This is a genomic window from Roseibium sp. HPY-6 (genome assembly GCF_040530035.1).
Taxonomy (GTDB): domain Bacteria; phylum Pseudomonadota; class Alphaproteobacteria; order Rhizobiales; family Stappiaceae; genus Roseibium.
On sequence record NZ_JBEWCD010000001.1, the window covers coordinates 231,278 to 245,817 of the forward strand.

Sequence of the window (14,540 nt, forward strand, 5' to 3'; positions counted from 1 at the left end):
CGGGAGGAGAAAGAACGTGTTTTGCAACAACCAGAACGGCACGACCAGCTTGGGAATACCGGACGTGTGCAACGTCACGACCCCGGCAGGACCGGTTCCGACGCCTTTCGTGAATATCGCGCTATCCTCAACGGCGGTTCCCAACGTTTTCAATGTGCTCTTGAGCGGCGGTCTGGCGCATAACATGCTGACATCGACGACGATCACAAGCGGCGATGAAGCGGGCGTTGCAATGGGTGTGGCTTCGGGCACAATCGTCGGACCGTCCCGGTATCTGATCGGTTCTGTAGCGGTTTTCTACGGAACCGCCCCGGCAACCAGGCTGACTGGAACAACGCTTCAGAACTCAACGAATGCACCCGGTACAACGCTGGTTCCGAGCCAGTTTTCCGTTATGGCCCTGAGCTGAATCCGGAAACTGCACCCGAAAGTCTGACAGGAGAACGGCATGACAGATCCAACAACCGTCGACGACGCCGACTATCGCGCCGGACAGACCAATCCGAACGAACTCCTCAACACCACGCTTCTTCTGCCCGATACCGGTAGCAAGGACGCAGCGACGAGCGCGCTGACAATCGACAACAGCAGTTTCCTGAGGCTGGGTGAATATGACGCGGCCGAGGAAGGCGCACGCTCGCCAAGCCACCTGGAAAATCCGGCCAGCGGTGTGCTGGTACAAACCACCGGCGGTCTCTTTTTCACGATCAACCAGGATGCGTATCAGCAGTACAAAGCGAACCTCGACCTCCACGTTGGTGGGAATGTCACGGAAAAGATTGAAGGCAACAACTCAACCACGATTTCGGGTACCAACGATGTCCACACGTCCGGGTTGAGTCGGCATTCCGGGCAGAGCTTTGTAATCTCAACCGGCAGCTACACCGATATACAGCCCGCTACGGCACAGGACATTCGTCTTAAGTCGGACAACCAGATCAACCTGAACAGCGATACAGGTGTCGAGTTGACCGTTGGCAGCGCTTATCACGCCAAGCTCAACTCTTCCGGACAATGGAAAACGCAGTTGAAGGACGAAATCGCGGTCACGACCGGAACGACCCACAGCCGCTTCGGTGGGGCGACGATGTCCGAACACTATGGTGGGACGTTCTCATTCCTGATAGGGGGAACCCTTACAATCACGTTCTCCATCAGCATCACGATAAACGTAGTGCTCGGGATAACCGTGTCGGGCCTGACCGTTTCAGCAACAGGACTGTCCGTATCGGCGACAGGTATGTCCATTGGTGCGACCAATATCGGTGTAAGCATCACAAACCTTGCGGTGCAGAGAACGGTAACCCAGGTGAAAACAAAGGATGCGGAGGTCAAGCAGGCCAGCGCCATTCTTAATAAGTCCGGCATCAAGCTCGCTTCGGGAATGAACATTCTGACCTCCTAAAATTCCGATCAGCAGCGGATCATGCCGGAAATGAACCTGACGTCGTCTGAAAAATGCGCTGCGGCTGAAACGCTGATGGGCAAGGGCCAGTTCGAGGATGCCGAATACCTGTTGGACCAGGTATTGGACAGCCACCCCCAGGACGTTACTGCCCTCAACGCCAAAAGCGGACTGCTCGCGCGGACCGGCAAGATAGCGGATGCGAAACATCTGCTGAAGGTCGCCTATGAAATCGATCCAGAGAGCCCGGCTGTCCTGACCAACTTGGCCAATCTGGCCTTGCTTGAAAACCGGACGTCCGACGCATTGGATTTTCTGAAGCAGGCCAACGACGCGGACCCTGACTATCTGGCCGCAGTCCTCTTGCGTGGCCAGGTTCACAACTTTATCGGTGAACGCGGCCCGGCAGCGGAGTGGCTGACAAAAGCCTCGGAACTGGCACCGGGTGATGCCGAAGTGCTTGCTGCTTGCGGGAAATTCGAACTGGAGCAGCAGAAGTTCGCAGAGGCGCTCGCAATGTTCGAAAAGGCGCTCGAACTGCGGCCTGACAACGTGGCGGCGCTCACCGGAATGGCTCGCCTACGCTGTATGACAGGTGAATTCAGCCTGGCGGGAGAACTCGCGAAGAAGGCCCACTTGCAGGCTCCCCAGAATGTGGATGTTACCGCCGGCCTGGCGCAGATCTATCTACTGAGCGGCGCGCTTTCCGAAGCGCAGAAACTGACCGACAGGATCAAAAAGCGATACGCCGACTATGCGCCGGTGGTTATGCTGGATGCGGAAATCGCTATTGCGCGCGGCGAGACCGCGCGCGCGCTCGCCGATTGCGCCGCCTGGCTGCGCAAGGCACCTCAGGACCAATCCCGCCTGCTTGCCTTCCTCAAACTCCTGAAAAGCGCCGGCAACTGGGAACAATTGCTCGCCATGTGCGAAAAACTCCCCGGTGATCTGCAAGCGTCCGATCCCGTCACCAGCTTGCGCGAAGAAGCGCTGCTGGCGCTCGGCCGCGTCGAAGAGAGCTGGCGGTCCTGGTCAACGCGGCGAGCGTTGCCGGTTGAGCGACCCGACTCGCCGGTGAAAGCCGCACTGCCGCCCTATGCATCGCTCCCGGACGAACTGGTCCTGATGCGGTTCGCCAACGCCTGGGCACGCTCCGGCCCGGTGGAGCTGGGCGGAAAGACGCCACTTGCAAGCGTCTGGGAACGGCTTGAATGCGCTGAAAAAGTTCAGTGGCAGACGGAGGTGCCGAAAGATCAGCGGGACCTTCTGGCGGATCTTTGCGCCCGCACCATTCTCCACGTGCCTGAAAAAGCAGCTTTCAACCCTTATCTCGCCCCGGCCCCGGTCCGGCGGGCCGCATGGGATGGCGCGCTGCCGAAAGACAGAGGACCGCGCATCGGCGTCTTTTGGCAGGGACGCCCGCCCGGCCTTTTGATCGACCATATGCAAGACTTTCTTTCGGACCTGAATATTGTTCCGGTGAGCCTGCAATTCGATGACAGCCGCCACCAGCTGCGCACCTGGCCAGGAGTCCTTGACGCCGGCAAGGCCCTGGAAAGCCTGGGCGACCTTGTAAATCTTATCGATTGTCTCGATATGGTCGTTGGCCCGGATGGGCTGCCGCTGCATATCGCGGGAGCGCTTGGCCGCCCGGGTATCGCCCTGCTTCAGGAAAATCACGAATGGTACTGGGCTGGAGACGGGACCAGCAGCCTTTGGTACCCATCCGTAAAACGTATTGTCACACCGGTCGGACCTGACTGGGCAGCAGCCAAACCAGCCTTGCGCGCGGCACTCGAATTCCAGGATGCCTGACCCCTTAGGCCGGTCCAACAATCGCTGAGGAGTTTCGCCCAAGGCGCCTTTTTCAAGATCACGGCCCGTCTGGAGTGGATGGCCCATTTTCCTGTTCAATTCACTCCCACCGGCCCAACAGCTCTGCCTGGGGCACAAAGTGCGAGGCGAATGCATCAGCCCGCGCCTGAAGAAGAACTCTGCGCCCTTCTCTCGACCTGACGGAGACGAGATCGGCATCCGAGACAAGAGCCGTCCAGCGCTTCAGGAACACCTCGGCATCTGCCTTCTTTCGCGCGATCCTGTCGGGAACCGGATGATAATCGACCATTTTCTTGCCGAAGAGGCCGACGCGGCGGACGATCATGTATTTCGGGTTCTCAATCGGCCCCAGCAATTGCTTCATCGCATCGAGAAACAGGGCGCATTCCTTTGCTTCAGCGCCTTCCAGCGTGCAGAAACTGTCGCCAGCATAGGTATTGACAGTGAGTGTCAGTTTTTCCAGAGGCGTCTTGATGTCGCCGGTGTGGATCATCGTTTGCAACACCGCCTGCCCCAGTTGCGACAGGTTCCCGCGCAGCGTTCTGTTTTGAATGGCAAGACGGATCGTGCGCAGCGGATTTCCGCCCTCCTTGAGCGCAAGGAGAAACACCACCACGACGGCCAGGCCCATGAACGCGAGAAGTGCGGGCGGAAGATCCTTCTGAGACAGGATCACGAGAATTGCCGTTATCAGAACAGAGCCCAGACCAAGCGAACTCATCTGGTTCCGGTAGACCCAGGTCTGCGACGGTCTGCGGGTGGTCACCATACGCCGCAACAGGGCTTTCTCGCCAAAAGTCTCCAAGGCCCCACGCCAACGCGTGAACAGTAAATCCCTGTTCGCACATCTGGTAAATGCCTTCGCATTCTCACCGTCCAGGGTTTCATGGGTCCAGCTGGTCGCGGGAAACCCCATACGGCCAATACCCGTCTCGATATAGGGCGGGTCGGCAACACTCAGTCCTTCAAATGCCCGAAACCGGCGACTGAGATCGTCCCAGTCATCGCCAAGCAGACCGTTCAGGCGAACAGGGTTGGTCTTCACCGGAGAGATCGGGTTCAGCGACTGGACTTTGTTGCGGACACTTTCGAGGGAAACCTGCTTTTCCAGGCTGTTCACGCAGGCTAAATGCCAGATATTTGCAGTCTTGTTCGGCTTGTCCGCATCAATCCGAATTGCCCGTCCGCGCATCTGGTTGGACAGCATGAAAGATCCGACAGTGCTGGCCAACAAGAGCGTGTTGATGCAGGGCGCGTCCCATCCCTCCCCTAAAAGCGCTTGCGTTCCAACGAGGATCGTGACGCCGCCCTGCTCGAACACGGAGGTCACAAGGTGAACGGTTTCGTGCCGGAAACGCGATTTCAGTTCAATCTCGGCGTAATCAGCGTCATGCGGCAAAAGACGCATGTTGAAATCCTGCTTGCCAATTCCCTTTTGTGCAGCAGCGCTCTCAAACAAGGCAATGGCGTCGACCGGCAGGATGACCAGGGAGCCCGTCAGCAGGCCGACTTTATAAAGATACTCGCCCTTGTGCCGAAGCGTTTCGAAAAGCGGAACAGCTCCAATCTTGACCGGCTCATAGTGTTGCTGGCCCGACGACGGTGCCAGGTCGCGGTAAATGTAGTCCGTCAGCACCACCATGCGCAGGGCTGGTCCGAGGCTGGAGCTTTCTGCCGCGACAATGGTTTTGATGCTCTGGACCTTGCCGAGACTGTTTCTGAGGCGCCGGTCGATCTCATCTACCTCAGCCAGCATGGGCTTGCCGCGCCGCAGCGCGCCAAAGGATCTTAGTTCTTTCAGGATTTCCTGCCTTAACCCGTTGTCCTCAAACCACTTTGATGCATCTCCAGTGGTCACGCCGGTGACCAGTGTTTCCAGAAACGTACGATCTAGCGCTGGCAGGTGCTCCAGCTCCACGGCGAAGAGCGCGAGCGCATCTTTGGGCACCGGTCTTCCGGCCGCCTTCAAAAACACCAGCGCTGCGACAACAAATGCGGAGTTTGAAAAGATCTCCTCTTCGTATTTGAAAGGCGCTGTAAACCAGGAAATGGTCTCAAGGCAGGAAAGAAACGCATTATCATTCAAAAGCCCATGCGCGAAGACGTTCACGCTTTGCCAGAACGCGTCGATGAATTCAGTTTCCGAGGCGGTCGGCGACGACAGGCAGATGAGATCCTGGTGCGGACACAGATCACCGGCCCTGACCAGTTCGGGAACCGAAATCTCGCAATCGATCGGCCCACACAGATCCTCGTAATTTGCCCATTCCGACGCGCTGACGTCGTAGGGAGGCGTGGCCGTCAACGCAACCGTCGTCACATCGCTCGGCAGCGCGTTCTTCAAGTCGACAAGCGATCTTTGCCAGTCCTTGCGCAGGTGATGCGCTTCATCGAAGATCAGGGTGCCAACGCCAATCTCTTTGAACCGTCGCACCAGATCCAACCCCGCCGCATCTGCGAGCTCCCCGGTTTCTTCGTCTGCCGCCCCTTTAAGCGCCGCATGAAAGCCCTGATAGGTCGTGATGGTCAGCAGCGCCGGCCGCCGGATATCCATCGAAATCCAGTCCTCATCCGCACCTTCTGCAAGGAACAGATCAACAAGCCGGTGCTTCCACTGGTTCCGGATCGCAAGCGAAGGCGCAAAGACAATCGCGGGTCTAGCCAGCCCGCGCATTACCTCCAACCCGAGCACGGTTTTGCCGGACCCGGGCGCGGCAACAACATGAAGCTGCGCATCATCAAGATGGGACGTCAGCTCATCCAGAACACGTTGCTGATAGGCCCGCCAGGGATACTTGAACTGAAGGTTTTCCAATACTTATCCGGCAACTTTCAAATTTGAAATCTCTGAAATTCTGAATACCTCGCAAGGGACCGATCTGGGAAGACCGATAAATGCATGGCTATGCGGCACAGGTGCACATATGTCTTTCGTTGGCGCAAATTGCGGGTGATCAAAAGCGCACGTACTGCAAAACCGCTCACGCTCACGCACCGGCGAATATCATCAAGATTGAGGCAAGTACAACCAATATAGCTATTGCTACAGGCGCGAGAATGACAATCAGCAATATCTTGATCAGGGAATTCATTTCACAATCCAAGTTACGGAACTGGAAAATACGGTATTACCAGAGCACCTCTAGGCAGAAGCAAAAGCGCTAGATTGAACACCGTTCTCGACTGTCTCCCCCGTTCAATCTCTGCTACTCCAACATTGAGCTCAAAAAAAGGATGAGTATTCCCGTTTTGATGCGAGACATGGAACACGGCGAACCAGCTTTGAAACTTCCTGCTGCGGCCTGGAAATCGATCGTAATCTGCTACAGCAAGAGAAGGCGATTACCTTTTAAACCGTTCAAGGCGCCGCGATTTATCTTCGGCGGTCTCGACTGCAAAACTCACCCGAGCTCTCGATCCGGTCGTCCGGCAGCTCAATTCAGGAACAACAATCGGCACGGGAAAACCAAAAAGGCCGCTCGAAAGCGGCCATTTGAAATAAATTCCAACCATCGAATGGTGCGGTCGAGAAGACTCGAACTTCCACGGGTTTTACCCCACAGCGACCTCAACGCTGCGCGTCTACCAATTCCGCCACGACCGCATATTCGATTGTTTTCGGCGCTGTTCAGCGTCGAGGCGCCCCGTGTAGCAAAAGGGCTTTGGGGGCGCAAGGGCCGAAAATACAATAATTCACAAGGACGCTGTTTTTCTTTTCCGGAACTTCAGAGCGGCCCGTCGGTGCGCATCGGGCGCACTTCCGGCGGACGCATCAGTATTTCGGTGATCGAGATCCCGATCCGCTCGCCCAGCAGAACCACCTGCCCGCGCGCGACCAGCGTATTGTTCGCGTAGATTTTGACGTCATCGTCTTCGGAAACATCCAGATCGATCACCGCGCCACGGCCCATGCGCAGAAGCTGATGAACCGGCATTTCGCTCTCGCCAAGCACGACGGAAATATCGACTTTGATTTCGTCAAAGGTGGTCATCGGACGTCAAGATCCTTAAATAGGGCGATACCCGCCAGCGCCTCACCATATCACGGCCCGGCCAGCCAGCTCAAAAAACAAAGAAGTGTCATCCACATGTCACCTGTCGAAAGAGACACGATTTCCTTCAGTTTTCTGCCGATTTCAGGGACTGAGCCTGTTGAGTGGCGGATTTCGGACGACCTCGTCGATTATGAGACGGCGCTTCTTGAAATGGATGAACGGGTGAAGAGAATCATTTCAGGCGAGGCAAGCGAACTCGTCTGGCTGCTTGAGCATCCGCCTCTTTACACCGCCGGCACAAGCTCGAACGACACCGATCTCGTCGCGCCGGACCGTTTCCCAGTCTACCGGACTGGCCGTGGTGGACAGCATACCTATCACGGGCCGGGTCAGCGCGTTGCCTATGTCCTGCTGGACCTGAAGAAGCGCCAGCAGGACGTCAGGGCCTTTGTCTCCGCGCTCGAAGCCTGGCTCATCAACACGCTCTGGCACTATCACATCCGGGGTGAACGCCGCGAGGACCGCGTCGGCGTCTGGGTCCGGCGCCCGGATCGCGGCCACGACGTTGAGGACAAGATCGCCGCAATCGGCATCCGGCTGCGCAAATGGGTCTCGTTTCACGGGATCAGCTTCAACGTGGAACCGGAGCTGGAGCACTTTTCCGGCATCGTGCCCTGCGGTGTGACGGAGCACGGCGTCACCAGTCTGGTCGATCTCGGCATCCCCGTGACCATGGCCGAAAATGACAGTGTTCTGCGCGCCGAATTTGAGAAAATTTTCGGGCCGGTCACGCAAGCGCAAGACTGACAAGTCTCAGGATTACGCGCAGCAATCTTCCAGAAACGAGTTCAGTTTTGCCATCCCGCCGGGGGCCCATCCGAGCCGCCGGAGTTTGTCCGTATCCATGACACCTGGCAGGGAGGCTGACTTGGCCGGAAGGCTACCATCCGTTCCGCTGGCGTCAACGAAAAGCTGCAGGAGTTCGGCCCGGTCAAGAACAAGATCGGAGACGTTGAAGGCTTCAAACCCCCGCGCTGCTTCAAGGTGCTTCAGGACGAGCAACAGCGCGGATGCCAGATCCTCGCCGTGCACTTCCGTTGCGCAACGAGGCGCAATTTCCGCGCCGGACAAAAAGCTTGCAAAGAGATCGGTCCACTTGTGCCGCCCCATCCCTGGCGGGATGCCGTAGACGCCGGTTGCTCTCATTGCAGCCCCGGAGAAGCCAGCGTCACAGAGGCCTTCGAGGTGCTTTTCTCCGGCAAGCTTCACCTTGCCATAGAGCGTATCCGGCGCTGGTGGGTCGGTTTCCAGGAGGGTCTCGCCCCGCCGCTGATCGCCATAGACCGCTCGGCTGGAGAGAAAAACGGCCGACCGGCAGCCGGACCGCTTTGCAGCCTGGAAAAGGGCGGCCGTTCCCTCCACATTCAAGCGCCAGAACCGCTCCGGATCATGCCCCTCGCCGCCGCGAAACTTTCCGGGTTCATGATAAAGCGCGCAATGGATGAGCGCATCAGCCGTCGGCAGCTGGGGTTCGCGATCAGTGAGATCAAAAGGGGCGAATCCAACCGGCAAATCTTCAATCGGCTTACGGCCGAGAGACGTTACGCGGTGGTCGTCAAACAGCATCCGCTCCGTCAAAAACCGCCCGACCGTGCCGCCTGCCCCCGTGATCAGAACATGCATCAGGATGCCTTCTGATCCGCCCATTCCGAGGGCCCCGGCAACAGGGTCGTGTCCACCGGGATCCCCTCACCGGTCGCAAAGGCCTGCCAGAGATCAATCAAAGGCTTGAGCCGGTCGGTCTTTTCGTGGCCCACCTGCCAGGGTTTCTCGTACTGATAATGCAGGATATGGATCTGCTGCCAGCTCCAAAGGTTAGGCAGGTTGAACCAGACATATTGAAGCATGTTGTAAAAGACCGGCAGTCCATGCCAGCCGGGAAAATAGTGCTCCAGAAAGGTCTGGTCCGTTCGGCGCCAGAAGCTGTCCGGCTGGTCGAGCGCTTCCAGCATCTTGCCATACGTTACCTTGTTCGGCCGCGCCGTGAAGACACCGCTGTTCATCCGATGAAAGTCGCCGAGGCTCTCGTAGACATTCGGAGCCGCGCAGAATTCGGGGAAGTCAAACAGCTTGTCGCAGTTTTGGAGCGCCAGGGCATCCGCATCAATGAAGATGACGCGTTCATACTCTTCAAGCTGCCACAAACGAAGCTTGGCGAAATTGTCGAGCGGCGTATGGAAGGATGGTTTTCCGCCCTTGGTGAAGGGTGCCGCCTTATGAAGCCTGCCCCTTTCGTGCCTTTCGTTGAACGCTTGCGATGTCGGCAGGCGCTCACAACGGCCCAGACGCGGGGAAAATGGCGAAAGGGCTGCGAGATCGTCGTCGTCGACGCCGGGCGTGCACAGCACCACAAGATCGGCTTCGGTCTCCGTCCGCTGCAAGGACCGCAACAGAGCCGTCGCGCCGAGCACATAGTCTCTGTTGGTGACCAGGGTCACGTAGGCAGCGCGCGACACTGGGGCGCGGTAAAAGCTGGCACCGTCAGTCATCGCGGACCTCAGGAGACCGACTTCAGTCTGGGATGCTCCGGATCGTGTTCGATTTCCGTTGCGATCTCTCTGGTCCAGGCAGAAACGGCAGGCACCCGGCTTCGGTCCACCCGATAGGCAAAAGCCTTCGCAACATCGACGACTTCAGATAGCAGCCCGTCCTCCAGCTTGATCGGGTCGAGACCCAGCTCCAGGAACTGCTTGTTTTCAACGACGAGATCGTTTTCAGGCGCTTCCTTGCGCGGATTGGGCAGATAGGCGACGCGTGCGCCGGTCAGCCCGGAGATCATTTCGGCAAGATCCCTTACACGGTGGGTTTCCGTCATCTGGTTGAAGACCTTTACGCGATCGCCGCTCTGAGGAGAGTTCTTCAGGGCAAGCTCGATACAGCGAACCGAATCCTGGATATGGATGAAGGCGCGTGTCTGCCCGCCCGTTCCATGCACGGTCAGCGGATAGCCGATGGCCGCCTGGATCAAAAACCGGTTCAAAACGGTTCCATAGTCCCCGTCATAGTCGAAGCGGTTGATCAGCTGCTTGTGGCGCCGGGTCTGGTCCGTATGCGTGCCCCAGACGATCCCCTGGTGCAGGTCCGTGATCCTGAGGCCGTCGTTCTTGGCGTAGAACTGGAACAGAAGCTGATCGAGGCACTTTGTCATGTGATAGATCGAGCCCGGATTGGCCGGATAGAGAATCTCCTGCCGCGCCGCGCCGCCTGCAAGCGTTTCAACGTCGACGTTCAGATAGCCTTCGGGAATGGCCGCGCCGACATTCGAATAGCCATAAACGCCCATCGTGCCGAGATGAATGAGGTGCGCATCGAGCTCCAGCTCCACCATGGCGTTCAGGAGATGATGGGTTGCATTCACGTTGTTATTGACCGTGTAGTTCTTGTGCTGGTCGGACTTCATGGAATAAGGCGCAGCCCGCTGCTCGGCGAAATGAATGATCGCGTCCGGACGATTGTCCGCCAGCCAGCTTTTGAAGACTTCGTAGGTCTCTGCGATATCAATCAGGTGAAACTGGATGGTGTTGCCAGTTTCCTGCTTCCAAATGCGCGTGCGTTCCTGGATGGAATCCATCGGTGTCAGCGACTGAACACCCAGTTCCGCATCGATCCAGCGCCGGCTCAGATTGTCGATGACATCAACGTCGTGCCCAAGAGCGGACAGATGCAATGACGTGGGCCAGCCGACAAAGCCATCTCCACCGAGTATCGCAATTTTCACGTGATTTCTCCCTGGCTGCGCAGCTCGGAATCTGGTTCCGATTGATACATACGAGAAATCAGATGATTGCGATATTTACGTGACAGATCAATCTTGATCTTCAGGATTGATATACATTTTTCAATTTCCGCCGGATTGCTACGCAGTTTCCCTGATCTCAAAACGACCACCTGGGGCCTCGACCGGTTCAAGATCCGTGACCGCATTCACCCGGGAAAATCTCGGTCCCTTCCGGACCACGTCCAGCATATCGGCAACAAGGGCTGGCGCGCCTGAAAAAACCGCTTCAACAGCGCCGGATTTGCGATTACGAACCCATCCGGCAAGGCCTCTGCGGAGTGCCTCATCCGCGCACCAGGCCCGAAACCCGACTCCTTGCACCCGGCCTTCGATGAGTATGTGAACGGTCTGAAGCTCTGACATGACGAATGACCCTGACATAAAACACGACAAGGCTAGTGCAAGCCGACTGGCGGTGAAAGACAAGCGGGATAGCCCCTCACCGCCAAAAGCGGAATTGCATCACGTACCAACGATCCGCGTAACCCTGTGCGCCTCCCAATCGCCCGGAGGCTCAAGTTTCTTCACAAGATTGTCCAACACCGCCTCAGGAACCGCGTCGGGCCTGTTCCTGTTCTGGCTCACGAGCCCCTGTGCGGTGGGCTCCAGATAAACGATTTCGATAAAGGCTCCGTAGTCCCGGAACAAACGCAGAGGCTTGGCTCTCAGCTGTTCGGAGATGTTCGTAGCGTTCCAGACGAAATCCTCTCCCTTGCGCAAATAGCCTCGCGCCATTTCGTAAGCCGCCTGAACCACGCGGCCCTGGTTCCCAGTTGCCGGTTCTCCAAGGTTCTCGCGGACCGTGTCGAGACTTACGACCGGAAGTTCGCTGCGATTCGCGGCTATCCAGGTGTCCTTGCCAGCGCCTGGCAATCCGGACATCAGCGTCACGTTGGACCTGAACGCCTCATGTGCCGCGAAGTGCGGATCCCGGTCGGCCTTTTCGAAGTAGCTGACCCGGCTTTCATCATTTGCAAAATGAAAGGGCTCAAGAAGGCAGGAATTGTCCTCAAAAAGCTGACGGGCCAAGGCAACATTGTCCAGTACGGACTGTTGATCGGCACACTCCCGGCCCAGCGCATCGGCTTCCGCATGTGTGCACAGGCGATAAGGCTGACACTTCAGCGATGTCTTGATCACCTGCCGTTGGTTGTCGTCCCGTTCGATCAGCCAGAAGGGCAACTGGTGGCAATTGATCAAGCCACAGACTTCTTCCCGCCAGTCAAAGGGGGCACCCGCGTCCCACAAGATCCGCCGCGCCAGAAACGCACCAAGGCGGGAGTGGCCTCGAGATGTTATGCGGCCATCTTCCTCGTGTTTGGTCGTGCCCGGCTTCCCGATATCATGCAGAACCGCCGCCCAGAAAAGGCATGAACGATGCCAATCGCTGCCCGTGCGCCATGCGTTCAGTCCCACAAGTGCTTCGACAACCATGCGGGTATGGGTTCCGACATCACCTTCACGATGGTGAACCGGGTCCTGAGGGCACGTGTCCAAAGCGCCTAGTTGCGGCCAGAGGGGCCAGATCCGGGACCAGTCCACCTGCCAGTCAGGAGCCGAAGGAACCAGATCCGAAAGCAAAGCAAACGAAGGCTTTGATGTGGTCTCAGCACGCATCGTAGGCTCCTTTCACACCCAGGACCGGCGCAAAAATGTCCACGCCGTCCGCCAGTTGATTGGGCAGGATGGGGCGCGAATGCCAATGACTGTCTGAATCCGTCAGGGTTTGGATGAAACCATCACGCACGAACTTGAAACGCTCCTGAACGCACTCGGCGTCCTCCAGCTTCACATAAAGCCCTTCCGCAAGATCCGTCGCCTCGGTTTGCCGTTCGACAAACTCCATCCGGTTGCCCGAAGCCTTGGCGGTTTCCTCCATATGTTCACGCCACTGGGCCGACTTGTACAAAGACGGCTTTATGAGCGCATTCATCTCGTCGACAGACCCCACTTCGCCTTTATGAAGAACAGGCACCGGCATGATCGGAAGCCCGGACAGCAATTTCTTGCGCCGGTCCGTGCTCAGGAACTGACTTGTCTGCCGATCGAAAAGATCAAACTCGAGGAAGAAATGCGGAAGCGCATCATAGTAGCTCGTATGTTTGGCATATAACCACTCACCGAACATGACGTACCGTGCCCCGAAAACGCTGCGAAACGTGTTCGAGTGAACAGATGCCCAGGTTTTCAGCAGGTCGAAATGCCTCTCGCGATAGCCGCCTGTCAGATAGTGACCGCGGCTTTGCAACTGCAGTTCGCCTTGTTTATTGAAGGAAACAGCACAATTGGCACCGTCAAGTTTTTCCTCGACGATGAGTGTCTTTCCAAAGAGCTCTGCGAGCGGCTTGTCGTCCCCCAGATCCCCCTTCTGAAGGCGGGAACCTTCCAGGTGCCGCGTGCGCGGGTATTTTGTAAGTTTCATGATGTTGCTCGAAAGTCATCGGACAAGCATATGCCGCTGCCATAGCACAAGGCATCAGCCACCCAAGGATGACTGCTATGGATCGGGATACAGCTATGTGTCCGCAATTACAGAATGCGCCATTTCCACTTCATGGGATGCGGCGTTTTTTCAGTAATCAATTCGAGCGTGTTACATCGTGATGCTCTGGACATTCGGGGTGTGCGGAGATGCGTTCTTACACCAAACGCCACTTTACTTGAAGCGCTCAGGACGCCGGCACCGCAGTTTCGCAAAGACTGATGAAGATAGGCAACAGCCCGGATACCGCTTTGGGACGGAACTCTTCCTGTCACCGGGACAAAGCAGTCAGAATATCCTGCGGTTTTTCGGCAACGAGGATCGGGTCTTCAGCTTCCAGCTCTTCCCGGCTGCCGTATCCCCATAGCACACCAATGGCCGCCACGTGGTTTGCGTTTGCACCTATGAGGTCGTGCTTCCGGTCGCCGATCATTACCGTTTCCGACGTCTTGAGACCTTCCTCTTCCAGAATATGAGCGATGAGCTCGGCTTTTGCCGAGCGTTCACCGCTCAGTTCGGAGCCGTAGACTTTTCCGAAGTGATGCGTGAGCTCGAAATGCTCAACGATTTTTCCAGCATAGGCGTGAGGCTTGGACGTACAGACGTGCAAATCAAGCCCCGCGTCGCGAAGCGACACCAACGTCTGCGGGATGCCGTTTATGAGTGTGTTCTCAAACAGCCCCGTAACGGTATAGCGTTCCCGGTAGTGCGCGACGGCACGATCAAGCTCGGGTCTGTGGGACGTGTTTAAGAGAACCTCGAAACTGTCCCAAAGCGGCGGTCCGATGCACCAGTGAAGTTCTTTTGCATCCGGAACCGGTGCTGCCATCTTGTCGAGCGCATACTGGATGGAGCGGGTGATGCCATCGAACGGGTCAGTGAGAGTCCCGTCGAGATCGAACAAAACAGTTGTGTAAGTCATGACATCCCGCGAATCCGTTCAAAGCCGCCCGAAAGGTTTCATTCGAACGGCTTCAATAGATT

At 57.2% G+C, this 14,540-nt stretch carries 13 protein-coding genes and 1 tRNA gene; 4 read left to right on the plus strand and 10 right to left on the minus strand.

Annotation, left to right across the window (positions count from 1 at the left end; translation table 11 throughout):
* Positions 1-16 precede the first annotated feature (16 nt).
* Genes ABVF61_RS01080 through ABVF61_RS01090 form a run of 3 tightly spaced genes read left to right on the plus strand, consistent with a single transcriptional unit; the run spans position 17 to position 3,220 of the window.
* Positions 17-409 (plus strand): DUF4150 domain-containing protein, encoded by a 393-nt coding sequence (locus ABVF61_RS01080; protein ID WP_353991699.1) that lies wholly within the window; start codon positions 17-19, stop codon positions 407-409.
* Positions 410-448: 39 nt separating this feature from the next.
* Positions 449-1,405, plus strand: coding sequence for a hypothetical protein (locus ABVF61_RS01085; protein WP_353991700.1), 957 nt, complete (start codon positions 449-451; stop codon positions 1,403-1,405).
* Between the two features lie 21 nt (positions 1,406-1,426).
* Positions 1,427-3,220, plus strand: a complete 1,794-nt coding sequence (locus ABVF61_RS01090; protein ID WP_353991701.1) for a tetratricopeptide repeat protein — start codon at positions 1,427-1,429, stop codon at positions 3,218-3,220.
* 100 nt (positions 3,221-3,320) lie between these two features.
* Here the strand turns inward: ABVF61_RS01090 and ABVF61_RS01095 are convergent, their stop codons facing one another.
* The 3 genes from ABVF61_RS01095 to ABVF61_RS01105 all read right to left on the minus strand — a co-directional run bounded on the left by ABVF61_RS01095 (position 3,321) and on the right by ABVF61_RS01105 (position 7,233).
* Positions 3,321-6,056: a DEAD/DEAH box helicase family protein gene (locus ABVF61_RS01095; RefSeq protein ID WP_353991702.1), complete on the minus strand. Its 2,736-nt coding sequence runs from the start codon at positions 6,054-6,056 to the stop codon at positions 3,321-3,323.
* A 702-nt stretch (positions 6,057-6,758) separates the two neighbouring features.
* Positions 6,759-6,845, minus strand: a tRNA-Leu gene (locus ABVF61_RS01100).
* A gap of 121 nt (positions 6,846-6,966) precedes the next feature.
* Positions 6,967-7,233: a FliM/FliN family flagellar motor switch protein gene (locus tag ABVF61_RS01105; protein WP_353991703.1), complete on the minus strand. Its 267-nt coding sequence runs from the start codon at positions 7,231-7,233 to the stop codon at positions 6,967-6,969.
* A 96-nt stretch (positions 7,234-7,329) separates the two neighbouring features.
* On the opposite strand from ABVF61_RS01105, the gene lipB reads away from it, so the two are divergent.
* Complete coding sequence (gene lipB / locus ABVF61_RS01110; RefSeq protein WP_353991704.1) at positions 7,330-8,043, plus strand: lipoyl(octanoyl) transferase LipB; 714 nt, start codon at positions 7,330-7,332, stop codon at positions 8,041-8,043.
* A gap of 12 nt (positions 8,044-8,055) precedes the next feature.
* On the opposite strand, the gene ABVF61_RS01115 is transcribed toward lipB, so the two are convergent.
* The 7 genes from ABVF61_RS01115 to ABVF61_RS01145 form a co-directional block, all read right to left on the minus strand.
* A complete protein-coding gene (locus ABVF61_RS01115; protein ID WP_353991705.1) occupies positions 8,056-8,943 on the minus strand; it encodes an NAD-dependent epimerase/dehydratase family protein in 888 nt (295 codons plus the stop codon).
* Complete coding sequence (locus tag ABVF61_RS01120; protein ID WP_353991706.1) at positions 8,919-9,785, minus strand: glycosyltransferase; 867 nt, start codon at positions 9,783-9,785, stop codon at positions 8,919-8,921. Before ABVF61_RS01120 ends, ABVF61_RS01115 begins: the two co-directional genes overlap by 25 nt.
* A gap of 8 nt (positions 9,786-9,793) precedes the next feature.
* Positions 9,794-11,014: an NAD-dependent epimerase/dehydratase family protein gene (locus tag ABVF61_RS01125; protein WP_353991707.1), complete on the minus strand. Its 1,221-nt coding sequence runs from the start codon at positions 11,012-11,014 to the stop codon at positions 9,794-9,796.
* A gap of 138 nt (positions 11,015-11,152) precedes the next feature.
* Entirely contained in the window at positions 11,153-11,437 is a 285-nt protein-coding gene (locus ABVF61_RS01130; RefSeq protein WP_353991708.1) for an acylphosphatase, read from the minus strand.
* Between the two features lie 99 nt (positions 11,438-11,536).
* Entirely contained in the window at positions 11,537-12,691 is a 1,155-nt protein-coding gene (locus tag ABVF61_RS01135; RefSeq protein ID WP_353991709.1) for an AAA family ATPase, read from the minus strand.
* Positions 12,681-13,496 (minus strand): RNA ligase family protein, encoded by an 816-nt coding sequence (locus ABVF61_RS01140; protein WP_353991710.1) that lies wholly within the window; start codon positions 13,494-13,496, stop codon positions 12,681-12,683. Before ABVF61_RS01140 ends, ABVF61_RS01135 begins: the two co-directional genes overlap by 11 nt.
* 331 nt (positions 13,497-13,827) lie before the next feature.
* Positions 13,828-14,478 carry an HAD family hydrolase gene (locus ABVF61_RS01145; protein WP_353991711.1) on the minus strand — a complete coding sequence of 217 codons (651 nt, stop codon included), beginning with the start codon at positions 14,476-14,478 and terminating at the stop codon, positions 13,828-13,830.
* Positions 14,479-14,540: the final 62 nt, after the last annotated feature.

What these genes read in the sequence shown, in the direction of transcription:
- ABVF61_RS01085 (WP_353991700.1), top strand. Translation starts at nt 449, where the DNA reads ATGACAGATCCAACAACCGTCGACGACGCCGACTATCGCGCCGGACAG.
- ABVF61_RS01090 (WP_353991701.1), top strand. Translation starts at nt 1,427, where the DNA reads ATGCCGGAAATGAACCTGACGTCGTCTGAAAAATGCGCTGCGGCTGAA.
- ABVF61_RS01105 (WP_353991703.1), bottom strand. Translation starts at nt 7,233, where the DNA reads ATGACCACCTTTGACGAAATCAAAGTCGATATTTCCGTCGTGCTTGGC.
- lipB (WP_353991704.1), top strand. Translation starts at nt 7,330, where the DNA reads ATGTCACCTGTCGAAAGAGACACGATTTCCTTCAGTTTTCTGCCGATT.
- ABVF61_RS01115 (WP_353991705.1), bottom strand. Translation starts at nt 8,943, where the DNA reads ATGGGCGGATCAGAAGGCATCCTGATGCATGTTCTGATCACGGGGGCA.
- ABVF61_RS01120 (WP_353991706.1), bottom strand. Translation starts at nt 9,785, where the DNA reads ATGACTGACGGTGCCAGCTTTTACCGCGCCCCAGTGTCGCGCGCTGCC.
- ABVF61_RS01130 (WP_353991708.1), bottom strand. Translation starts at nt 11,437, where the DNA reads ATGTCAGAGCTTCAGACCGTTCACATACTCATCGAAGGCCGGGTGCAA.
- ABVF61_RS01135 (WP_353991709.1), bottom strand. Translation starts at nt 12,691, where the DNA reads ATGCGTGCTGAGACCACATCAAAGCCTTCGTTTGCTTTGCTTTCGGAT.
- ABVF61_RS01140 (WP_353991710.1), bottom strand. Translation starts at nt 13,496, where the DNA reads ATGAAACTTACAAAATACCCGCGCACGCGGCACCTGGAAGGTTCCCGC.
- ABVF61_RS01145 (WP_353991711.1), bottom strand. Translation starts at nt 14,478, where the DNA reads ATGACTTACACAACTGTTTTGTTCGATCTCGACGGGACTCTCACTGAC.